The organism is Azotobacter salinestris (assembly GCF_009363155.1).
Taxonomy (GTDB): Bacteria; Pseudomonadota; Gammaproteobacteria; order Pseudomonadales; family Pseudomonadaceae; genus Azotobacter; species Azotobacter salinestris.
This window is the reverse complement of record NZ_CP045302.1, coordinates 1,718,976-1,740,928: the sequence shown is the minus strand read 5'-3', so window position 1 is coordinate 1,740,928 and position 21,953 is coordinate 1,718,976. Positions and strand designations below refer to the sequence as shown.

The window sequence follows — 21,953 nt, the reverse complement described above, 5'->3', positions numbered from 1 at the left end:
GGTCGAGTCGACGTTGATCGCCCGCAGCCTGGTCGAACTGTTACCGCAGCCGCCGTTGCCGATCATGACGTTTTATGCACATCACCGGCACCTGACGCCGTGCCTGCGGGTGTTCATCGACTGGCTGCGACCCTAAACCGCCATTCGAGCCGGTACCACAGCAACGGCTGCTTCAGAACTGCACCTACTACTCGCACAATCGCGCTGGCCGATGAATCATCGGACTGAGTCTTCAGTCGCTACCCAAGGCGACTTCGTCCGATCAATGACCGCTTCCAGGGCTGCGAGTCCCGACTCCGATGTGTCGCCCTTGACAATTTGCGACCGGTTGCAAATGAATTTCGAAGCATGCCGCCTCAAGCGGCATGATCAGGGGACTTCATGCTATTCAGCCGCACATGCAACGCTACGTCGCCCTAGAGCGACGCTCATTATCGTAGCTCGGGCGAAGCACGACGTTGCCGCGCTTCCTTGTGCATGTTGACCGGCGTAGCGCCAAGGACACGCGTGACCATCGCCGCGAGGAAGCGGCTTGGTGCGAGTTCCTCTGGAGTCTGTCCTTTGAGGATCGTCACCTTTGGAAGCTGCGCAATATCACGGTCTACGTCGAACTCGGGCGCGGGTGCCGGTGTATCCTCCTCTTCGTCCAATTCGGGCCCCGGCTCCGGCACGCCGTCAGCGGGAATCTCTTCCCCTGCGTTAGCTATTGCGACATCGTCTGCGTATTCCATCAAGACGAGGCAGGTAGCGTGGTAAGCGTCGTCCTCACGTCCGAGCTTGGCGAGCAGGTCGAACAACCATTCGGCAACAGAGGGTTCCTTTTGGAGGATGTCGGACCGAAGCCCAAACACGAAGCCGAGAGCAGCGAGGGGGTGCCTCAATCGCAGGTTCTTGGCGTCGCCGTATGACTCCTCGACTCGATTCGGAGCGTTTTTTCCGTAGGACGAGTCCATTCGCTTTGTCGAAATCAGCAACTCTGGGCCAGTAGCCCAGTCTGTGATGACGACGTCAACTTGCTTGAGGTAGTTTTTGCCAAGAATGACTGCACTGGACGAGGTAACGCCAGGAATCGAAGCTTGCTTGTTCAGCCGATCCGCCACAGTCGCTCGAATCCCGTTAGGCAGTGACTTCAGCAAGGCCGCAACAGGCGCCGGGAGGATGCGTGGGTGGACTGGTCGTGGCCAAGCCTGATCCGAGTTGAAGCCGGCCCGTCGCAGCTCATAGCTCAGCCATACATCGAGTGCTAGCGCCGGCACTCCGGATTGGGTCTCGGCCTTTAAGTAAAGAGGAACGCCCAGCAGTTGGATAAGCGTGTTGTAGTCCGGCTCGAAGTGCACCTGTCCATCGGGGCTCTTGATCCAAGGATTGCTGTGCATGCCGCCAGGGGCGGCGCGGGCGACGATTCGGTCGAAAAGGACCCAAGCTTTTGCTTTCGTGGATTGCTTAGCGGCCACTGGCTGCCCTCACTGTGCGGCGGTGGGCAAGCTCTGCTCGTGCCTGCCGGATATGCTTAATCTGTTTTGTTGATAAGTCGCCGCATCCCTCAAGGACGACCTGATCCACGATCTCTACGGCGTCGAGCAGCCTGCCGTCGCTTAGGAGGTCTGCAACTTGTTGCTTGACTGTGCGAAGCGCGTTAGCACGGGCCAAGATCAACGTTGGCGAGGGCATTGCCCAGACGTCGGCTTCCTTCGGCTCGATCTTCAAAATCCCCCCACCATAAGCGCGTCCAACCATTTCTGCATGCAGCAGCGTGACCGAGTTCAGGCTCGCAAGCGGCAAAAGCTCACGGCCGAGTTCACGGAATTTTTCATCAAGGTAAACGCCATGCACGGAGTTGAGGTGGCGAGCGCCCGCGTCATTTGCTGTGAGTCGGGGTGTGTCTGCGTTCATGCAGGTCAAGAACAGGTCCGCAGCGGGGACAAGCGGCACTTGGTACCAGATCTTGCGGACGCGGCATTTGTATGCAGTATCGACACCGGTTCGGTGGCCGTCTTCGATGTATGCCGCTGCTTCAGCCGAGGGTGGGGCGCTCGGATAAAAGAGGTAGGTAGCGTGACCTTCTCGGCCAAGCTTGGTAAGCATGGCTTTGGAGAGCGAGAGACCACGTAGGTGGGAGCTTCCAGGCGGCGAGAGGCGCAGCAGCTCATTGCGGCGTAGGCCGAGTTCCTTCACTCGCTGAGGGGAGAGCGTGAAGTATTTGTTGTTGCCCGTGACGATGCCGAGGGTGGTGTCTCCCCACGTCTCCAAGCTAGTAAACAGTCCTCGCTGCAGTAGCTCGTGCAGCGGCTCGATAGCTTTCGGGTCGATGAGACTGCTGGTCCACTTGGCCGCGGGATCAGTCGGCGTCCAAATCAGGCCTGCACCAAGCGACGCAAGGTCAGCAGCGTTCTTCGATTGCCGAATGGTCGCGTAATGCGCAGGGCCTTCAAGATAACCGTCGGCTAGTAGCAGCACGACGTCGGCCTCTGCTTCGGGGAACACCTGCTCGTCAAAGAGCACGAGCTGCACGTCGCGGAAGCGGTTGAAGAGAAATCGGCGCACGGGAGCCGCGTAGTTCACCGAAAGCAATTCGGCTGGGAGAACAAGCCCGAGCCGCCCACCCAGCTTCAAGAACATCGCGGAGTGGATGGTGAATGCGGCCCAGCTAGAGGCGAGGCCGGTGAGCGATACGCCACCTCGGAGGGCGGCCTCGCGCGATCGGGCGCGGGCCTCGCCCGAGAAGTCCTGATAGCGGATGTAGGGCGGGTTGCCAATAACAGTGTCGTAGACGGATTCGGGTTCGATCGTAAAAAAGTCACTATGCCGGATTTTGGCTTTACCACCAGCTTCCCGCACACGTTGGCGGGCGACGTGTGCGCTGTGGGCATGAATCTCGACACCGTCGACGGTCGGACGTGCATCTATGTTAGGTGTCAGCTCGCGAAAACGGCCCACGGCGGAGACAAGAAAAGCAGCATCGCCTGCGGACGGTTCCAACACTCGGTCGCTGGGCGCGCGAATTGCCCAGTTGGCCACAAATCGGGTGATCTCGTCGGGCGTGAAGAAGGCGCCTCGCTCCTTGCGGAGAGCGGGCGTGTCGTCGGGATCGATGAAGGGTACGAGCGTCACTTGCAAATCCTGGGAGGTAGCGTCACCGGCCTTAACGCGGAAGCGTGCCGCACCGGCTTCTCTGGGAAAGAGTTCATTGTCGAGTTATGTTCTTGTTGATCAGCCTGTACAGCGTGATTGACCTTCAGGATTTATTCAGCTAATTCCGCGAAGAACTGACCTTACTTGGATAGGCTGCGAGGAAGCTGACAGCGATCAAGCCCCGTTCGACAGGGCCGCTAAGCTTCCTGCAGGTGTCCTAATGCGCGCGGGGATGCCGAGCAGTTAAAGGCTACCGTTCGTGCTTGTCGGGAAAAGCGGAGAACAGCGGCCCCTGGGAACCTGACGGGTACTAAGTCCTAGGATTTTAGCTGGGTTGCAAAGCCGTCGTCGAGGTGATGGCACGCCATACCGCGACGCTCGGATCGACGGGTGACGAGTGCCTCCCGAACGGTCAACTCCTCATCGGGCAAGCACGAGGAGGGCTTGAGTGACCGTTGCGAAGGCGCCGTTCGAGTGTCGCACCGTCCCAGGGAGCAAACGCCCGTTGTTGGCCGCTTTCCGCCTGTGGCGACAGACCGCTTGGGAAGGCATAACCCCATCAGTACACACACCTTCCTCCCCCCCCCACACACACGCGAAGCGGCCCCCCGCCGCCCCGCGCCGTCCCCGCCCTCAATGCGGCGAAACAATGATCTTGACGTTGTGCTCCTTGTTGTTGACCAGTTCCTCGAAGCCGCGGCCGACGATGTCCTCCAGGCCGATGCGGCCGGTGATCAGCGGTTTGACGTCCAGGCGGCCGTCGGCGATGAAGGCGATCACGTCGGCGAATTCGCCGTTGTAGGCGAGGGCGCCGATGACCTGCTTCTCGGTGGAGACCAGTTCGAAGAAGTTGAACGAGCTGGGTTCCTCGAAGATGCCGACCAGCACGCTCTTGCCGGCGTTGCGGATGACGTCGATGGCCAGCTTGGCGGTGTGCTTGTTGCCGATGCACTCGAAGCTGACGTCGGCGCCGAGGCCGTTGGTGCGGGCGCGGATTTCCGCCAGCGCGTCGCATTCCTTGGGATCGAGCACCAGGCTCGCGCCCACTTCCAGCGCCTTGGCCTTGCGCGCCGAGGACATTTCCAGGGCGATCACCTGGGCCGCGCCGGCCGCCCTGGCGCACATGATGGTGCACAGGCCGATGGTCCCGGCGCCGACCACCACCACGTTCTGGCCGAGCAGGCTGCCGGCCTTCTTCACCGCGTGCATGCCCACCGCCAGCGGTTCGATCAGCGCGCCGGCCTCGACGGGGAAGCCTGCCGGCAGCTTGTAGAGCAGTTCGGCCGGCACGTTCACCAGTTCGGCGAAGGCGCCGTTGTTCATCAGCCCGGTGAAGGCCAGCTTTTCGCAGAGGTTGTACAGGCCGCTGCGGCAGTAGTAGCAGGTGCCGCAGTGCTGGCAGGCGTCGGCGGCGATCCGTTCGCCGGGGGCGAAGCCGCTCACGCCGGCGCCGAGCTTGACGATCTCGCCGCTGAATTCGTGGCCGAGGATGCACTGGCCCTGGATGCCGGTGAGCGGGTGGGGCTTCTCGACCGGGATGAACACCGGGCCGGCGACGTATTCGTGCAGGTCCGAGCCGCAGATGCCGCACCAGTCGACGCGGATCTGCACCCAGCCGGGCGGCGGGTCGGCGGGCAGCGGCACGTCCTCCACGCGGATGTCCTGACGGCCATGCCAGACGGCGGCGCGCATGGTTGCACCAAGGGATGTTGTCATTGTTGTTCTCCTTCGGGACTTGCAGGGTTGCGGCGACCGGCGCGGGCCGGCCGCCGCCGGCTTCAGTGTTTGGCGAGGAAGGCCTGGATCAGCCTGTTGACCTCGTCGGCCGCTTCCATCTGCACCATGTGCGCCTGGCCCGGGAGGATCTCCACCTGCGCCGGCAGGCCCTGGGCGTGGGCGACGGGGATGATCGCGTCGTCGCTGCCCCAGATCACCAGGGCCGGATGGCGGCCCTGTTCCAGCACGCCGCGCAGGTCGATCTGCTGGCGGCCATCGGCGGACAGCCGCTCGACCAGTTGGCGCAGCGCCGTCTCGACGCCCTCCAGGCGCTTGTACTTGAGCATGTCCTCCAGCATCTGCCGGGTGACCAGCGCGGGGTCGGAGAACAGCTGCACCAGCTGCGGCTTGAGGGCGTTGCGGTTGCTCGCCTCGACGAAGCCGCGCAGGTAGTCGCCGTTGATCTCCGCGCCGAGGCCGGCGCTGCAGATCAGGGTCAGCGAGAGCACCCGCTCGGGCGCCAGGCGCGCCAGGTTCAGCGACACCGCGCCGCCCATCGAGTGGCCGGCGATGTGCGCGCGCTGGATGTCCAGGTGGTCGAGCAGGGCCAGTGCGGCCCGGCTCAGTTCGTCGAGGTCGCCGCTCTTCAGCGTCTTGCCCGACTCGCCGTGGCCCGGCAGGTCGAGGGCGATCACCCGGCGGCCGGCGGCCAGCGTCTCGTGGTTGAACAGCCAGTTGTTCAGGTCGCCGCCGAAGCCGTGGATCAGCAGCAGCGGGGCGCCGCCTTCGCCGCGGTCGAGGAAGCGGATGGTGCGGCCGTCCAGCTCGACCTTCTGCGGCGCCGGGCCGCCGGCTTCCTCGTCTTCGCCGCCGGGCACGAACTCGGCCTGGAAGCGCTGCACCACGGCGTCGATCTCTTCCTCGCTGGCCTCGCCTTCCACCACCACGGCGAGCAGGGCGCCGACCGGCAGGGTTTCGTCCTCCTGGGCGACGATGCGCCGCAGCACGCCGGAGAAGGGCGCCTCGACGCTGCTGGAGATCTTGTCGGTTTCCACGTCGAGCACGTCATCACCCTTGGCGATGCTGGCGCCTTCTTCCTTGAGCCAGGCGTTGACCTTGCCCTCGGTCATCGAGAGACCCCACTTCGGCATGGTCAGGGTATGGATCTGGCTCATGCAACCTTCCTCTTGTCGACGATCTTCAGGACGGCGGCTTCGATCTTCGCCGCGTTGGGGATGTACAGGTCTTCCAGGGAATCGGTGAAGGGCACCGGGGTGTGCGGCGCGGTGACCATCTCGATCGGCGCCTTGAGGGCGGCGAAGGCCTTCTGCGCGACCAGCGCGGAGATGTCGGTGGCCACCGAGCAGCGCGGGTTGGCCTCGTCGATCACCACCAGGCGGCCGGTCTTCTCGACGCTTTCGAGGATGCTGTCCTCGTCCAGCGGGCTGGTGGTGCGCAGATCCAGCACCTCGCAGCCGATGCCCTGGCGGGCCAGGTTGGCGGCGGCGTCCATGGCCAGGTGGACCATCCGGCCGTAGGTGACCAGGGTCACGTCGTCGCCCTCGCGCAGGAAGTTGGCCTCGCCGAAGGGCACGGTGTACAGCTCTTCGGGCACCTCGCCCTGCATGCCGTAGAGCATCTTGTGCTCGAGGAAGATCACCGGGTCGTTGTCGCGGATCGCCTGGATCAACAGGCCCTTGGCGTCGTAGGGCGAGGAGGGGCAGACCACCTTGAGGCCGGGGATGTGGGTCCACAGCGAGGTGAGCATCTGCGAGTGCTGGGCGGCGGCACGCAGGCCGGCACCGTACATGGCGCGCAGCACGAAGGGGGTGACCGCCTTGCCGCCGAACATGTAGCGGAATTTCGCCGCCTGGTTGAGGATCTGGTCCAGGCAGCAGCCGGCGAAGTCGACGAACATCAGTTCGCACACCGGGCGCATGCCGCGGGTGGCGGCGCCGACCGCCGCGCCGACGTAGCCGATCTCCGACAGCGGGGCGTCGAGCACCCGGCCGGGGAACTGGTGGTAGAGCCCCTTGGTGACGCCGAGCACGCCGCCCCAGGCGTCCTGCTCGCCCGGTGCGCCGGCGCCGCCGGCGATGTCCTGGCCGATCAGGAAGACGGTTTCGTCGCGGCGCATTTCCTGGGCCATGGCTTCGTTGATGGCCTGCTGGTAGCTGATTTTTCTTGCCATGATGGTTCTCCTAGGAATGGGGGCTCAGGGGTAAGAGACGTAGACGTCGGCGAGCAGATCGGCCGCCGGCGGCTTGGGATCGCTCTTGGCCTTGATCACGCTGTCCTCGATCTGCCGCTCGACCTCGCCGTCGATGTCGTCGAGTTGCGAGATATCGAGCAGGCCGGCGGCGACGGTGTGGTCGCGGAACTGCTTCAGGCAGTCGCGCACCTCGCGCATCTCCTTGAGTTCGTCCATGTCGCGGTAGGTCTGGGCGTCGCCCTCGAAGTGGCCGTAGTAGCGGGTCAGCTTCACCTCGATCAGCGACGGGCCTTCGCCGGCGCGGGCGCGGGCCACGGCGGCGCCGGCGGCCTCGTGGACGGCGAAGAAGTCGAAGCCGTCCACCGTCACCCCGGGCATGCCGAAGCCGGCGGCGCGGTCGGCGATGTGGTCGCAGGACACCGACCAGTTGGAGGCGGTGGCCTCGGCGTAGCCATTGTTCTCGGCGACGAAGATGCACGGCAGGTTCATGATCGCGGCGAGGTTCATCGCCTCGAACACCGCGCCCTCGTTGGAGGCGCCGTCGCCGAAGAAGGCCACGGCCACCGCATCGGTACCCTTGAGCTTGGCGGCCAGCGCCGCGCCGGCCACCAGCGGCGCACCGGCGCCGACGATGCCGTTGGCGCCGAGCATGCCCTTGGACAGGTCGGCGATGTGCATGGAGCCGCCCTTGCCCTGGCAGACGCCGGTCTTCTTGCCGTAGATCTCGGCCATCATCCCGTGCACGTCCACGCCCTTGGCGATGCAGTGGCCGTGGCCGCGGTGGTTGGAGGAGATGCAGTCGTCGTCGCGCAGGTGGGCCATGACTCCGGCGGCGGAGGCTTCCTCGCCGGCGTAGAGGTGGACGAAGCCGGGAATCTCGCCGGTGGCGAATTCGATGTGCAGGCGCTCCTCGAAGACGCGGATGGTGCGCATCACCCGGTAGGCATGCAGCAGCTGCTCGGCTGACAGGTGGGTGGTCATTGTTGTTCTCCTGGGTTGTTTCAACACGAAAGGTTCACGGGGTGTTGCGGGTGTTCGCGGTCGATGGACAGCAGACGGTGGCGTGCCGCATAGGCAAGTGTGGCTTCCACGTCGATGCTCAGCGGGCCGTGGGAATCCAAGGTGACGGTCGGTCGGTCGCCGGCGGCGAAGGCGATCTCGCGCTCGCCGTCCAGCGCCAGGGTGCCGCCGCTCAGGCTGGGCGCGTGGGGCACGCCCGGCTCCAGGGTGCCGGCGGCGACCACCCCGCAGCCCTGCAGCAGGCCGGGGGCGAGCGGCGCCAGCAGGGCGTCGCGGGCCTGCGGATGCAGGCGCATCCAGGCGCCTTCGGGGGCTTGCCGGGAGACCGGGCACCAGAGTCCGCAGAGCGCCGACAGGCCGATGGCGTGCGGTTCGGCGAAGGTCACGAAGACCTCGGCGAGGTCCTCGGCGCGGCTGATCGCCCGGCCGCCGACGAAGCGCAGCGGCGACACCGCCACGTCCACCAGCGCCCATTCGCAGAGGCCGCGGCGCGCCTCGCGCACCAGCAGGCGCTTGTTGCGGCGCAGGCCGATCTCCGGCGGAATCCGCCCGGCGGCGAAGAGCCCGCCGGCGAGCCCGGCGCCGGTCGCCTCGCGCAGCTCGGGAAAGGCGTTGTTGGTGCCGGTGGAGAGGGTCAGCAGGGGGATGTCGCCGACCTCGGCGGCCACCGCCTTGTGGGTGCCGTCGCCGCCGAGCACGGCGATCAGCGCGACGCCGCGCTCGGCCATCAGGCGCGCCGCCAGGCGGGTGTCCTCGACGGTCTGGCGCAGGCGGATGTCGAGGATTTCCAGTTCCGGCCAGCGGTTGTCCCGGGCGTGGCGGCCGCGGCTGGCCTTGAGCACCGCGGCGGCGATGCCGGTCATGTCGGTCGGCAGCAGCACGCGCTCGACGCCGGTGGCGCCGAAGGCGCCGAGCAGGCGCTGCACCACCGAGGCCTTGTCGGTGCTGGAGAACAGCCCGGCGTTGGCGGTCAGCCGGCGCAGGTCGCGGCCCGAGGCCGGGTTGGGGATGATCCCCACGGTCAGCGGAGGACGGCTCATGACAGGACTCCGCGGACTCACAGCGAGAAGCCGCCGTCGACGGCGATGGCCTGGCCGGTGACGTGCGGGGCGCAGGCCAGGTAGACGGCGAGCTGGCCCATGTCCTCGGCGGTCTGCGCCTCGCCCTGCGGCAGCAGGCTGGCCTGGTGGCGTTCCCAGGACTGCGCCTCGCTCTCGCCGGGCTGGCGCCAGCGGTTGGCCAGGCCCTGCTCGCCGCGCCACATGCCGGTGCCGACGATGCCGGGGCAGAGCGCGTTGACCGTGATGCCCTCGCGGGCGACCTCCTTGGCCAGGGCGTTGCTGAAGCCGACCACCGCGAACTTCGAGGCGCAGTAGTGGGACAGGTCGGGAAAGCCGACCTTGCCGGCGATCGAGGCGACGTTGATGATCCGCCCCCAGCGCTGCGCGCGCATCGGCTCCAGCTCGGCCTGGCAGCAGAGGAACACGCCGCGGGCGTTGACGTTCAGCACCCGGTCCCATTCCTCGACGGTCAGTTCGCCGACCTTGTGGATGCCGATCACCCCGGCGTTGTTGACCGCCACGTCGAGGCGGCCGAAGCCCTCGACGATCTTGGCGACCATGGCCTGCACGCTGTCCTGGCGGGCGACGTCGACCGCCAGCGCCAGGCTGCGCCGGCCGAGGGCCTGGATCTGCGCGGCGGTTTCCTCGGCGCCGGCGAGGTCGGCCACCGCCACGTCGGCGCCGGCGCGGGCCAGGCTCAGAGCGATGCCCTGGCCGAGGCCGCGACCGGCCCCGGTGACCAGGGCGACTTTGCCGGACAGGGAGAATTCGGGAAGGAGTGACTCGGACATGGGGCACCTGTGCTTGTTGTTATGGGCCGGGCTTGCGTTGCCGGCCGTTTCTGCCAAGGGAGAGAGCAAGGGCGGTGCCAGAATGCCTTGAACAGGCTGTATGCCGCGTTTTAGAGCGGTTCGCTCGGCTGGGTAGCGGGCTTGGGGACGGCCTCGGCGAGACGCCGGGTGTCAGCGCGGCGGCGGCGGCGGCGAGACGCTGAGACGCTCCGTCTCAGCGCCGGGCTTCTCCGTCCCGGCGCTTGTCGCGGGGTGGGGAAGGGTGCTTAATGGGAAGACAACAACAAGAGACGAGAGACGGAGACGTCATGCTTTCCGCAGACTCGAAAGCCCACGTGGACTGTGTCAGCCGCGTGTTGAAGAACGCCGCCCGCCTGCCCCAGGCACCGGTTCCCGCGCCGATCCTCGATTCCTGGCGCCGCTCGGAGCAGCACCGGCTCGACCCCGGCTCCCTGCAGGGGCCGCGCATCCTCGACCAGGTCCTGCTCAGGGAATGCCGCGAGCGCGCCGAGCTGTTCCTGCGCATCGCCAGCGAGGAAGTCGGCCGCCTGCACGGCCAGGTGCGCGACGCCGACTACTGCGTGATGCTCGCCGACGCCCAGGGGCGGACCCTCGACTACCGGGTCGATGCGGCCATCCGCAACGACTGCCGCAAGGCCGGCCTCGACCTCGGCACCTGGTGGTCGGAGGGCGAGGAGGGCACCTGCGGGGTGGCCACCGTGCTGGCCAGCCGGATGCCGCTGACGGTGCACAAGCGCGATCACTTCCGCGCCGCCTTCATCGGCCTGACCTGTACGGCGGTGCCGGTCTTCGATCCGCAGGGCGAGCTGCTCGGCGTGCTCGACGTCTCGGCGGTGCAGTCGCCCGACGACCGCCGCAGCCAGACCCTGGTCCGCCAGCTGGTGGCGCAGAGCGCCCGGCAGATCGAGAACGCCTTCTTCATGCACAGCGCCCGCGGGCATTGGATACTGCGCGCCCACGCGGTGCCGGGCTACGTCGACAGCCAGCCCGACTACCTGTTCGCCTGGGACGCCGACGGCCGCCTGCTGGCGCTCAACCCGGCGGCGCGCCGCTACCTGGGCCAGCGTTTCGGCGAGGTGCCGACCCATGTCGCCGAGGTGTTCGACCCGGACGCCCTGCACGCTGCCGAGGACGGCTCCACCTGCCAGTTGCGCGGGCGCGGCGACAGCCTCGCCCTGCACGTGCGCCTGAGCGTGCCGCAGCGTCCGCAGCGGGTGGCGCTGCGCAGTGCACCGTGCGCCAGCGAGCTCGATCCGCGCATCGCCGAGAACCTGCGCCTGGCCGTGCGGGTCAAGGACCGCAACCTGCCGGTGCTGATCCAGGGCGAGACCGGCGCCGGCAAGGAGGTCTTCGCCCGCCAGGTGCACGAGGCCAGTGCCCGCCGCGGCAAGCCCTTCGTCGCCCTGAACTGCGCGGCGATCCCGGAGAGCCTGATCGAGAGCGAGCTGTTCGGCTACGCCGCCGGCGCCTTCACCGGCGCCTCCAGCAAGGGCATGCGCGGCCTGTTGCAGCAGGCCGACGGCGGCACCCTGTTCCTCGACGAGATCGGCGACATGCCGCTGACCCTGCAGACCCGTTTGTTGCGGGTGCTCGCCGAGGGCGAGGTGGCGCCCCTGGGCGCGGCGCGGCGCCAGGCGGTGGACATCCAGGTGATCTGCGCCACCCACCGCGACCTGGCGGCGATGGTCGCCGACGGCAGCTTCCGCGAGGACCTGTACTTCCGCATCGGCGGCGCGCGCTTCGAGCTGCCGCCGCTGCGCAGCCGCAGCGACCGCCTGGCGCTGATCAACCGCGTGCTGGAGGAGGAGGCGGAGTCCTGCGGCGAGCCCGTCGGCCTGAGCGCCGCGGCGCTGGAGTGCCTGCTCGGCTACCGCTGGCCGGGCAACGTGCGCCAGCTCCGCCACGCCCTGCGCTACGCCTGCGCGGTGTGCGCCGGCGGGGTGATCCAGCCGGACGACCTGCCGGCCGAACTGCGCGGCGGGCGCCTGGCCACCGGCGAGGACGCCGCCGCCCTGGCCGCCGACCCGGAGCGCCAGGCGCTGCTCGACGCGCTGGTCCGCCACCGCTGGAAACCGGGGCCGGCGGCCGAATCCCTCGGTATCTCCCGCGCCACCCTGTATCGCCGGGTGAACCAGCACGGCATCGAGATGCCGGGGAAAAGGCGCGGTTGAGGGCGGCTCCCGGCCGCCCGGGGCCTTTTCTTCTTTAATGGAAGGAAGAGCCGTGGCTGCCAAGGCCGCTCGCGGGGAGTTTCCTGCGCACTGTTCCGAACGGATCGTTGCAGGTCCCGTCGAAACAAGCGGCGCCGGATCAATCATTCACCACCACGCACCTGCAAGGAGTCTGTCATGTGGACCAAACCCGCCTTCACTGACCTGCGCATCGGTTTCGAAGTGACGCTGTACTTCGCCAACCGTTGAAAGAGTGGCCCCGGCGTGCCGGGGCCTTCCCATGCGCCCATGCATATCCGAATTCTCGGCTCGGCCGCCGGCGGCGGTTTTCCCCAGTGGAACTGCAACTGCCGCAACTGCCGTGGCCTGCGCGAAGGCAGCCTGCGCGCCACGCCGCGCAGCCAGTCGTCCATCGCCCTGTCCGACGACGGGGCGAACTGGATTCTCTGCAACGCCTCGCCGGACATCCGCGTGCAGATCGAGGCCTTCCCGGCCCTGCAGCCGGCCCGCGCGGTGCGCGACACGGCGATCCGCGCGCTGATCCTCCTCGACAGCCAGATCGACCACACCACCGGCCTGCTCAGCCTGCGCGAGGGCTGCCCGCACGAGGTCTGGTGCACGGAGATGGTTCACCAGGACCTGACCACCGGTTTCCCGCTGTTCAACATGCTCGAGCACTGGAACGGCGGCCTGACGTGGAGGCCCATCGCCCTGGACCGGCCGTTCGTGATCGACGCCTGCCCGGCCCTGCGCTTCACGCCGATTCCGCTGCGCAGCGCCGCGCCGCCGTATTCGCCGCACCGTAACGACCCGCACCCGGGCGACAACCTCGGCCTGCTGGTCGAGGACAGCCGCACGGGCGGCGTGCTGTTCTACGCCCCCGGCCTCGGCCAGGTGGATGCGCCGCTGCTCAGCTGGATGCGCCGCGCCGACTGTCTGCTGGTCGACGGCACCCTGTGGCGCGACGACGAGATGATCCACGCCGGCTGCGGCAGCAGGCTGGGTAGCGAGATGGGCCATCTGCCGCAGAGCGGCGCGGGCGGCATGCTCGAGGTGCTCGACGGCCTGGACGGGCGCAAGGTGCTCATCCATATCAACAACACCAACCCGATCCTCGACGAGGACTCGCCCGAGCGCGCCGAGCTGACCGCGTGCGGCGTCGAGGTCGCCCGGGACGGCATGAGCATCGAGCTGTAAGGCGGATCATAGGGTGGGTTAGCCGCGTAGCGGCGTAACCCACCAACGATGCCGTCAGGCGTCGCGATTGCCGGCCTTGCAGCCGGTTGGTGGGTTACGGCCTCTGGCCTAACCCACCCTACGCAAGGTGCCAGGCACCACCAGAACAACAACGCGCCGTGCCGATCGCGGCCGCCGAGGAGCCACAATGACCGAGCCAGCCATGAGCCCTGCCGAATTCGAGCAGGCGCTGCGCGCCAAGGGCGCCTACTACCACATCCACCACCCGTTCCAGGTCGCCATGTACGAGGGCCGCTCGACCCGCGAGCAGATCCGGGGCTGGGTGGCCAACCGCTTCTACTATCAGGCGAACATTCCCCTGAAGGACGCGGCGATCCTCGCCAACTGCCCGGAGCGCGAGGTCCGCCGCGAGTGGATCCGGCGCATCCTCGACCACGATGGCGGCCCCGGCGAGGAGGGCGGCATCGAGGCCTGGCTGCGCCTCGGCGAGGCGGTCGGGCTCAGGCGCGAGCAGTTGATGTCCCAGGAGCTGGTGCTGCCGGGGGTGCGCTTCGCGGTGGACGCCTACGTCAACTTCGCCCGCCGCGCCAGCTGGCAGGAGGCGGCCGGCAGTTCGCTGACCGAGCTGTTCGCCCCGAGCATCCACCAGTCGCGCCTCGACACCTGGCCGCAGCACTATCCCTGGATCGAGGCCGGTGGCTACGACTACTTCCGCAAGCGCCTGAAGGAGGCGCGCCGCGACGTCGAGCACGGCCTGCGCATCACCCTCGCGCACTTCACCACCCGCGAGGCCCAGGAACGCATGCTGGAGATCCTGCAGTTCAAGCTGGACATCCTCTGGAGCATGCTCGACGCCATGAGCATGGCCTACGAGCTGAACCGCCCGCCGTACCACACGGTGACCGGCGAACGGGTCTGGCACCGGGGAATCGCGTGGTGAGTGCCGTGCGCGAACGTTCGGTGGGGTGGATGGCCATCCCGTGGAAAACGCGCGCCGCGATTTTCCACTGCAGTCCACACTGGTGGAAAAGACCTGCGGTCGTTTTCCACCCTACAGAGGGGAAATGCCCATGAGCGAAACCACCCTGAACGATATCCCCCAGTTGCGCCGCGGCTTCCGCCTGCAGTGGGAGCCGGCGCAGAACTGCCATGTGCTGCTCTATCCCGAGGGCATGGTCAAGCTCAACGACAGCGCCGCGGCGATCCTCGGCCAGGTCGACGGCGATCGCAGCATCGCCGCCATCGTCGCCGCGCTGCGCGAGCGCTTTCCCGAGGCCGGGGACATCGAGACGGACGTCCTGGAGTTCCTGGAGGTGGCGCGTGAGCGATCCTGGATCGAGCTGCACTGAGCCGGGCCCGCCGCTGTGGCTGCTCGCCGAGCTGACCTACCGCTGCCCGCTGCAGTGCCCGTACTGCTCCAACCCCCTGGACTTCGCCAGGCAGGGCGAGGAGCTGTCCACCGCCGAGTGGATCGAGGTGTTCCGCCAGGCCCGCGAGCTGGGCGCCGCCCAGCTCGGCTTCTCCGGCGGCGAGCCGCTGGTGCGCCAGGATCTGACCGAGCTGATCCGTGCCGCCCGCGGCCTCGGCTACTACACCAACCTGATCACCTCCGGCATCGGCCTCACCGAGACGCGCATCGCCGCGTTCGCCGCGGCCGGCCTGGACCATATCCAGGTCAGCTTCCAGGCCGCCGATGAGGAGGTGAACGACCTGCTGGCCGGATCAAGCAAGGCCTTCGCCCAGAAGCTGGCCATGGCCCGCGCGGTCAAGGCCCAGGGCTATCCGATGGTGCTCAACTTCGTCACCCACCGGCACAACATCGACAGTATCGAGCGGATCATCGAACTGTGCATCGAGCTGGAGGCGGATTACGTAGAGCTGGCGACCTGCCAGTTCTACGGCTGGGCCGAGCTGAACCGCGCCGGACTCCTGCCGACCCGTGCCCAGCTGGAGCGCGCCGAGCGCATCACCAATGAGTGGCGGGAAAAGCTCGCCGCACGCAAGCACCCGTGCAAGCTGATCTTCGTCACCCCGGACTACTACGAGGAGCGTCCCAAGGCCTGCATGGGCGGCTGGGGCAGCCTGTTCCTCGACATCGCCCCGGACGGCACGGCACTGCCGTGCCACAGCGCGAAGATGCTGCCGGTGCAGTTTCCCAACGTGCGCGAGCACAGCCTCCGGCACATCTGGTACGACTCCTTCGGTTTCAACCGCTTTCGCGGCGACGTCTGGCTGCCCGAGCCGTGCCGTTCCTGCGACGAGAAGGGCCGCGACTTCGGCGGTTGCCGCTGCCAGGCCTTCCTGCTCACCGGCGACGCCGCGGCGGCCGACCCGGTATGCGGCAAGTCGGCCCATCACGGCCTGATCCTCGACGCCCGTCGCCAGGCGGAGGAGGCGCCGCTCGGCCTGGAGCGGCTGACCTGGCGCAATGCCCGGACCTCGAAGATCATCTGCAAGGGCTGAGGGCGGGCCGATGGGCAGTGCCAGGGAGCCGATCGTTCCCACGCTCCTGCGTGGGAACGCCACCGTGGGTGCTCTGGCGTCTGAGGAGCGTTCGAGTCGCTCGGGTATGGCTCCCACGCAGGAGCGTGGGAGCCATCGAAAGATCATCTGCAAGGGGTAGGGGTCAGAGTTAGGAGGGAGGCCGCGCCGGCGGCTCTCCACCCGGCGGCCGATGAGCTTCTCCATCGGTCCTCGATTGGCCATCTTCCGGGAGGCTTGCCCGTGTCCACGCAACCCATGCCCTACGGTTCCTGGCCCAGCCGCTGGTCGGCGGCGGATGCCGCCGCGGCCAGCTGCGACTTCGCCGGGCTGCAGGCCGGCCTCGGCGGCCTGCTCTGGCTGGAATACCGCCCGGACGACGGGCATTGCTGCCTGTGGCTGTGGCGGGACGGCGCCGTGCAGTGCCTGACGCCGCCGGGCCGCTCGGTGCGCAGCCGGGTCTACGAATACGGCGGCGGGGCCTTCTGCGTCGTCGAGGACGGCGTGGCCTGGGTCGACGAGGCCGACCAGCAGGTCTATCGCACGGACCTCGCCGCTGCCGCCGCTCCGCAGGCGCTGACCGCGTGCAGCGACTGCCGCTACGGCGACCTGCACCACGCGCCGGGCTGGAGCGCGGTGCTGGCGGTCGAGGAAAGCCACGCGGCGCAGGCGGTGGTGCACCGGCTGGTCGCCCTGTCGCTGCACGACGGCACGCGCCGGGTCTTGGCCGAGGGCGCCGACTTCTACAGCGCGCCGCGGCTGAGCGCCGACGGCTGCCGTCTGGCCTGGCTCGAGTGGGACCGCCCCGAGCTGCCGTGGACCGCCACCCGCCTGTGCCTGGCCGAAGTGGAGACCGATGGCCCGCTCGGCCAGCCCGTGACCCTGGCCGGCCTCGAGGGCGGCGAGGCATTGCAGCAGCCCTGCTTCGCCGCCGACGGGCGCCTGTGGTGCCTCTCCGACCGCGCCGGCTGGTGGCAGCCCTGGGTGGAGCAGGGCGGCCGGTTGCAGGCCATCGAGCGGACGGGCGAGGACGCAGGACGCAGGTCGGACAACGGCGCAGCCTCGTCGGCCGGTGCCGCGGACTGGAGCGAGCCACGTCCCCTGGCCGCCGCCGACCATGCCCCGGCTCCCTGGCTGCTGGGCACTGTCAGCTACCTGCCGCTGGCGGACGGCGGCCTGCTGCTCACCTGCCAGGAGGAAGGCTGGGGCTTTCTGATCGAGCGCGATGCCGCGGGCCGCGAGCGCTATCTGGCCACGGAGTTCAGCCGCTTTCGCCAACTGGCGGCGGACGAGGAGTATTTCTACTGCATCGCCGGTTCGCCGACGCGGCTGCCGGCGGTCCTGGCGATCGAGCGGGCCGGCGGGGCGGTGCGCCTGCTCGCCGGGGGCGATGCGCCGCTGGCCGAGGTCGAGCTGTCCTGGCCGCAGTCGCTGCGCTTCGCCACCGGCGAGGGCGAGTCCGCCCAGGCCTTCTTCTATCCGCCGCGCAATGCCGCCTGCCCGGAGCCCGAGTACGGGCGGCCGCCGCTGGTGGTGTTCGTCCACGGCGGGCCGACCTCGGCCTGCTATCCGGTGCTCGATCCGCGCATCCAGTTCTGGACCCAGCGCGGCTTCGCCGTGGCCGACCTCAACTACCGGGGCTCCAGCGGCTTCGGGCGCGCCTATCGGCTGCGCCTGGCGGGCGAGTGGGGGCGGATCGACGTGGAGGACGCCTGTGCCCTGGTCCGCGATCTGGGCGATGCGGGCCTGATCGACCCGGCGCGGGCCTTCATCCGCGGCGCCAGCGCCGGCGGCTACACCGCGCTGTGTGCCCTGGCCTTCCACGACCTGTTCCGCGGCGGCGCCAGCCTGTACGGGGTCAGCGATCCCTTGAGCCTGCGCCGGGTCACCCACAAGTTCGAGGGCGACTACCTCGACTGGCTGATCGGCGATCCCGAGCGCGACGCCGAACGCTACCGGCAGCGCACGCCGCTGCTGCACGCCGGGCGCATCGAGGCACCGGTGATCTTCTTCCAGGGCGGCCTGGATGCGGTGGTGGTGCCGCAGCAGACCGAGGCGATGGTCGCCGCCCTGCGCGCGCACGGGGTGCCGGTCGAGTACCGGCTCTATCCCGACGAGCGCAACGGCTTTCGCCAGGCCGCCCATCTGGCCGATGCGCTGGAGCGCGAATGGCGCTTCTATCGGCGTCTGCTGGATTGAGGCAGCGGGGCATGCGCGAACTGCCGCCGCTCGAGCAGCGCAGCCTGCGCCTGGACAACGGCGTGCAGGCGACCCTGCTGCACGACCCGCAGGCCCGCCGCCTGGCCCTGGCCGCCGGGGTGGACACCGGCAGCCTGCACGAGCCCGAGGCCTGGCCGGGACTGGCGCACTTTCTCGAGCATTGCCTGTTTCTCGGCAGCGAAGGCTTTGCCGAGGTCGGCGTCTTCGCCGGGTACGTGCACGGCGAAGGCGGGCGCTACAACGCCCGCACCCTCGGCCTCCATACCCAGTATTACCTGGAGATGCCGGCGCGCGAGCTGATCCCCGCCCTCGAGCGGCTCTGCGACCTGCTGGCGCGGCCGCTGCTGCTGCCCGAGCGGCTGCTCGCCGAGCGCGAGGTGCTGCATGCCGAGTATCTGGCGCGCTGTCAGGACGGCGACAGCCAGTTGCTCGGTGCGCTGGCCGTTCTGCTCGAGCCAGGCCATCCGCTGGCGCGCTTCCATGCCGGCGCACGCGACAGCCTCGATCCGCCGTCAGCGGCCTTTCTCGCCGAGCTGCGCGCCTGGCACGCCCGGCATTACCGGGGCGAGAACCTGCGCCTGCTGGCCTGCGGGCCGCAGTCCCTGGGCGAGCTGGAGGCGCAGGTCCGCGCCGTCGCCGGCGTGCTGCCGGGCGGCGCACGCGTGGCGGCACCCGCCTGGCCATCGTCCTGGCCGGCAGGGCAGGGCTGCCTGCGTCTGGAGCTGGAGCAGCCGGCGCAGCGGCGCATGAGCCTGTGGTGGGCGCTGGAGCATGTCGCCGCGCGCGACGAGCCGGCTCTGGATCTGCTGCGCCAGGCACTGCAGCGCAGCGACGCCGGCAGCCTGCTCGGCGTGCTGCGCGCCCGCGGTCTGGCCCGGTCGGCTCGCCTGGAGCTGCACCCGGCGGATGCCGGGCAGGCGCTGCTGGCCCTGCATCTGGATCTGCTGGAGGAGGGCAGTGGCCGCGAGGAGCAGGTCGCTGCCCTCTGCCGCGACTGGCTGGCCTGGCTGCAGACCGCACCCGAGCGGGTCGGCGATCCGGCCCTGATCGAAAACCTGCGCATCGGCCAGGCCTGGGACGAATACGAGCAGGCGCCGCTGGAGCGTGCCGCGCGCTGGCTGGAGCGCTGGCAGCGTCAGGGCGGTGCCGAGCTGGCACTGTGGCCGGAACCGCCGACGCATGCCGTGCTGGGCGAGTGGCTGAGGCCGCTGGCGCAGCCGCCGCGGCTCCTGCACTGCAGCCGTGATGCCCTGCCGGGGGGCGAGCTCACCGCACGCTTTCCGGTGCGCCATCGGGTGCTGCCGCAGGCCGGGCTGCCGCCTGTACGGAGTTCCTGGCAGGCGTCCCCGGCCAATCCTTTCCAGGCACCGGCGCTTCCGTCCGGTGCGGGAGACTGGCCTGTCGAGTGGCGCAGCACGGGCACGGAGCTGCTGCGTCCCGGCCACGCCGCACTGCTGCTCGCCTGGCAGGCGGCAACGCCGGGGCCGGAGGCGCGGCTGGCGGAGCTGGCGCTGGCCGAGCGCTGGGACGCGCTGGCCGGTGAAGCGCGGCCGTTTGGCGTCGACTGCCAGGTATCGAGCGATGCCGGACGCCTGAGCCTGTGCCTGAGCGGGCCGCCCGCAGCTCTGCCTTCGGCGCTGGCGCCTCTGCTGGCAGCACTGCGCGAGGGCGATGCGGCGCGCTGGCGCGCTGTCTGGCAGCGGCGGCGCGATGCACAGGGGCAGCAGATCCTGCTGCGCCGTCTAGTGGCGCATCCGGCGGCGCGGACGCGTGTGCTGGTGGTGGATGAGGATTGGCTCGCCCGGCAGCTGACGACGCTGGATAGCGCCGGTCTGGCAGACCTGGTTGGCGATTACCTGGCCGGTGCCGGTCTGTGCGGCTGGTGCATGGGCGAGGTGCCTTCGGCCGTGTTGCCGCTGCTGCAGGGGCTCGGCCATCCTGCGGCCATGCAATCGCAGCAGCAGCCCCTGGGCGGTGAGCATGAGCTGCATCTGGGGATCGCGGGAGGCGAACAGGCGGTCCTGCTGCGCCTTCTGGCGCCGTCCGGCGATCCCGGCTTGGAGGCGGCCTGGCGCCTGCTGGCGATTCTCCTGCAGGGTGCCTTTCATCAAGCCCTGCGCGTCGAGCAGGGCCTCGGCTATGCGCTGTTCTGCCGTTTCGTCGACGCCGAGGAGGGGGGCGAGATGCAGTTCGGCGTGCAGTCGCCGCACGTCTCGGCGCCGCGTCTGCAACAGGCGATCGGCGATTTTCTCATCAGGCAGCGGGACGGCCTCGCCGGGCTGGATGCGACGCGTTTGGCGTCGGCCCGCCGCGCGGCGCTGGATGCCCTCGACGAAGGCAGCCGTCCGCTGCGCCTGCAGCGTGCCGTCACGGCCTGGCTCGGCGGCCGGCCGGACGACTGGCTGGAGCGGTTGCGCGCCGGGCTGCAGCAGCTTAGGGCCGGCGATTTGTTCGAGGCGGCGCAGGCAATGCCGGAGGCGGGGTGGTGCTGGGTGATCTCCCGCTGAGCGGTTGGCGGATTTGCCAACCGGCCGGGCACAGGCATCGGCGGTTTTCGGGACAATATCCGCACCCATTGAGCTTTTCCCGAGGCGATTTCCGTGGCGCACGACGAGGACAGGCGGAGCGGGCAGGAGCTGCAGATCGTGCAGGCCTTCTCCTCCGCGGAGGTTTCCGAGCAGATCATCCGCTCGGCCGACATCAAGGAGCTGGTCGGCGGCATGCTGTCTGCCCAGGCCGAGGTCGGCCGGAGCGCCGAGGAGCTGGAGCAGGCCCGGCGGGAGAAGAAGGGCGGCAGCCTGCTCGGCAACTGGTGGAAGGAGCGGGGCGACAAGCTGCTGGATGCCCAGATCGACCTGCAGAAGTCGATCGGCAGCCTGTCGCAGAAGTCCTCGCAGCTGCTGATCGTCAATGCGGCGATCTCCAGGGTTCTCAGCGATCAGCAGCGGAGCCTTCTGCAGCAGCAGAACATGCTCAGGCAGCAGGCCGATATCCTCGAGGAGCAGAACCACCGGATTCTCGAGCAGCAGCGGGCACTCGAGCAGCAGCAGCGGGAAATCGACGTGGCCAACCGGGGGCTGCTGGAGGCCCGGGACCTCGGCGCGGAGCAGACCGACCGGCTGATCGGCAGCGTGAAGCGCCTGGAGCAGGCCGAGTCGCAGATGGAGGCGCTCAATCAGCAGTTGATCGCCTGTGTCGCCGAGGATCTGGTCAGCGTGGTCAGCGACTGGCGCACCCGGCTCGACGACCTGGCCCGCGACTTCAGGCAGCAACAGGCCGGGCTGGAGCGCAAGCTGTTCGACGAGTTCCGCGACCATATCGATCAGGTGCGGATCGAACTGGAGGCCGCTGCGGACAAGGCCGCAGCCTGTTCGGTGGGGCTGGAGCGGAAGCTGCAGCAGCAGGTGCAGGCCGGCCAGGCGCGCATGGAGGCCCAGGAAGCGGCGGCCCGGCAACTGCGCGAGGCGCTCTCGGAGCGGCTGACGCAGTTTCGCCAGGAACTCGTCACCACGCTGGAGCAGAGCGTCCTCCGCTGCGCAAGGCATTCGGCACTGTTGAACTGCGCCAGGGCACCTGGCAACAGGAACAGGCCCGGATCCTGGAGGTGCAGCACAAGGTGCTGGTGCGCCTGGAGGGCGAGCTGACGGCCTTGGGCGAAGCACTGGCGCAACTGGCGGACGAGTCGAAGCGCAAGGACGAGACGCTGGCACGGCTGGAGAGCGAGCTGAAGGCCAGGGCCGAAGCCTTGGATAACGCGGAGGCTCGTTTGCAGTTTCTGGAGGAGGCGCAGGATAAGCGCGTGGGACGCTACCGCCTGACCCTGATGGCCGTCGGCCTGGCGCTGGTGTCGCTGGGCTGGCAGCTGGCCGGGCTGGTAGGGAAGGGGTGAGGCGGAGAGCAGGCCAAGGCCCCGTATGTGGGGCCTTGGCTG

Annotated in this window: 17 protein-coding genes and 1 pseudogene; 10 read left to right on the top strand and 8 right to left on the bottom strand. The window is 68.7% G+C overall.

Translation table 11 applies throughout. The features are described 5' to 3' along the window. Positions 1–431: 431 nt before the first annotated feature. The 8 genes and pseudogenes from GCU53_RS08240 to GCU53_RS08205 all read right to left on the bottom strand — a co-directional run bounded on the left by GCU53_RS08240 (position 432) and on the right by GCU53_RS08205 (position 9,932). A complete protein-coding gene (locus tag GCU53_RS08240; protein ID WP_152387197.1) occupies positions 432–1,454 on the bottom strand; it encodes a hypothetical protein in 1,023 nt (340 codons plus the stop codon). Further along, on the bottom strand, positions 1,444–3,111 hold the full coding sequence (locus GCU53_RS08235; protein WP_152387196.1) for an Eco57I restriction-modification methylase domain-containing protein: 1,668 nt from the start codon (positions 3,109–3,111) through the stop codon (positions 1,444–1,446). The genes GCU53_RS08240 and GCU53_RS08235 overlap by 11 nt, the downstream gene beginning before the upstream one ends. 654 nt (positions 3,112–3,765) lie before the next feature. Then, the gene (locus tag GCU53_RS08230) at positions 3,766–4,824 is read right to left on the bottom strand and encodes a 2,3-butanediol dehydrogenase (RefSeq protein ID WP_244307148.1); all 1,059 of its coding nucleotides are present in this window, start codon (positions 4,822–4,824) and stop codon (positions 3,766–3,768) included. 86 nt (positions 4,825–4,910) lie between these two features. Then, positions 4,911–6,023 carry an acetoin dehydrogenase dihydrolipoyllysine-residue acetyltransferase subunit gene (locus GCU53_RS08225; protein WP_152387194.1) on the bottom strand — a complete coding sequence of 371 codons (1,113 nt, stop codon included), beginning with the start codon at positions 6,021–6,023 and terminating at the stop codon, positions 4,911–4,913. Beyond that, positions 6,020–7,039, bottom strand: a complete 1,020-nt coding sequence (locus GCU53_RS08220) for an alpha-ketoacid dehydrogenase subunit beta (RefSeq protein WP_152387193.1) — start codon at positions 7,037–7,039, stop codon at positions 6,020–6,022. Before GCU53_RS08220 ends, GCU53_RS08225 begins: the two co-directional genes overlap by 4 nt. Positions 7,040–7,063: 24 nt before the next feature. Further along, the gene (locus GCU53_RS08215) at positions 7,064–8,041 is read right to left on the bottom strand and encodes a thiamine pyrophosphate-dependent dehydrogenase E1 component subunit alpha (protein ID WP_090623848.1); all 978 of its coding nucleotides are present in this window, start codon (positions 8,039–8,041) and stop codon (positions 7,064–7,066) included. 39 nt (positions 8,042–8,080) lie between these two features. After that, positions 8,081–9,120: pseudogene (locus tag GCU53_RS08210) on the bottom strand (ATP-NAD kinase family protein); the annotation flags it as partial. Between the two features lie 17 nt (positions 9,121–9,137). After that, positions 9,138–9,932, bottom strand: a complete 795-nt coding sequence (locus GCU53_RS08205; RefSeq protein ID WP_152387191.1) for an SDR family NAD(P)-dependent oxidoreductase — start codon at positions 9,930–9,932, stop codon at positions 9,138–9,140. 308 nt (positions 9,933–10,240) lie between these two features. Between GCU53_RS08205 and GCU53_RS08200 the strand changes: the two genes are divergently transcribed. From GCU53_RS08200 to GCU53_RS08155, 10 genes are all read left to right on the top strand, one after another. Then, complete coding sequence (locus tag GCU53_RS08200) at positions 10,241–12,124, top strand: sigma-54-dependent Fis family transcriptional regulator (RefSeq protein ID WP_152387190.1); 1,884 nt, start codon at positions 10,241–10,243, stop codon at positions 12,122–12,124. Between the two features lie 177 nt (positions 12,125–12,301). After that, positions 12,302–12,373 carry a pyrroloquinoline quinone precursor peptide PqqA gene (pqqA, locus tag GCU53_RS08195; RefSeq protein WP_072432761.1) on the top strand — a complete coding sequence of 24 codons (72 nt, stop codon included), beginning with the start codon at positions 12,302–12,304 and terminating at the stop codon, positions 12,371–12,373. A gap of 39 nt (positions 12,374–12,412) precedes the next feature. After that, complete coding sequence (pqqB, locus tag GCU53_RS08190) at positions 12,413–13,321, top strand: pyrroloquinoline quinone biosynthesis protein PqqB (RefSeq protein ID WP_152387189.1); 909 nt, start codon at positions 12,413–12,415, stop codon at positions 13,319–13,321. Between the two features lie 187 nt (positions 13,322–13,508). Continuing rightward, positions 13,509–14,261: a pyrroloquinoline-quinone synthase PqqC gene (pqqC, locus tag GCU53_RS08185; protein WP_152387188.1), complete on the top strand. Its 753-nt coding sequence runs from the start codon at positions 13,509–13,511 to the stop codon at positions 14,259–14,261. A 130-nt stretch (positions 14,262–14,391) separates the two neighbouring features. Next, positions 14,392–14,670: a pyrroloquinoline quinone biosynthesis peptide chaperone PqqD gene (gene pqqD, locus GCU53_RS08180; protein ID WP_152387187.1), complete on the top strand. Its 279-nt coding sequence runs from the start codon at positions 14,392–14,394 to the stop codon at positions 14,668–14,670. Next, positions 14,642–15,784: a pyrroloquinoline quinone biosynthesis protein PqqE gene (gene pqqE, locus GCU53_RS08175; RefSeq protein WP_152387186.1), complete on the top strand. Its 1,143-nt coding sequence runs from the start codon at positions 14,642–14,644 to the stop codon at positions 15,782–15,784. The genes pqqD and pqqE overlap by 29 nt, the downstream gene beginning before the upstream one ends. A gap of 276 nt (positions 15,785–16,060) precedes the next feature. Continuing rightward, positions 16,061–18,001 (top strand): alpha/beta hydrolase family protein, encoded by a 1,941-nt coding sequence (locus GCU53_RS08170; RefSeq protein ID WP_208845503.1) that lies wholly within the window; start codon positions 16,061–16,063, stop codon positions 17,999–18,001. An 11-nt stretch (positions 18,002–18,012) separates the two neighbouring features. After that, on the top strand, positions 18,013–20,529 hold the full coding sequence (pqqF, locus tag GCU53_RS08165; RefSeq protein WP_152387184.1) for a pyrroloquinoline quinone biosynthesis protein PqqF: 2,517 nt from the start codon (positions 18,013–18,015) through the stop codon (positions 20,527–20,529). Between the two features lie 93 nt (positions 20,530–20,622). Then, the gene (locus GCU53_RS08160; RefSeq protein ID WP_152387183.1) at positions 20,623–21,666 is read left to right on the top strand and encodes a coiled-coil domain-containing protein; all 1,044 of its coding nucleotides are present in this window, start codon (positions 20,623–20,625) and stop codon (positions 21,664–21,666) included. Next, entirely contained in the window at positions 21,627–21,911 is a 285-nt protein-coding gene (locus GCU53_RS08155; RefSeq protein ID WP_152387182.1) for a hypothetical protein, read from the top strand. Before GCU53_RS08160 ends, GCU53_RS08155 begins: the two co-directional genes overlap by 40 nt. The last annotated feature ends 42 nt before the right edge of the window (positions 21,912–21,953 follow it).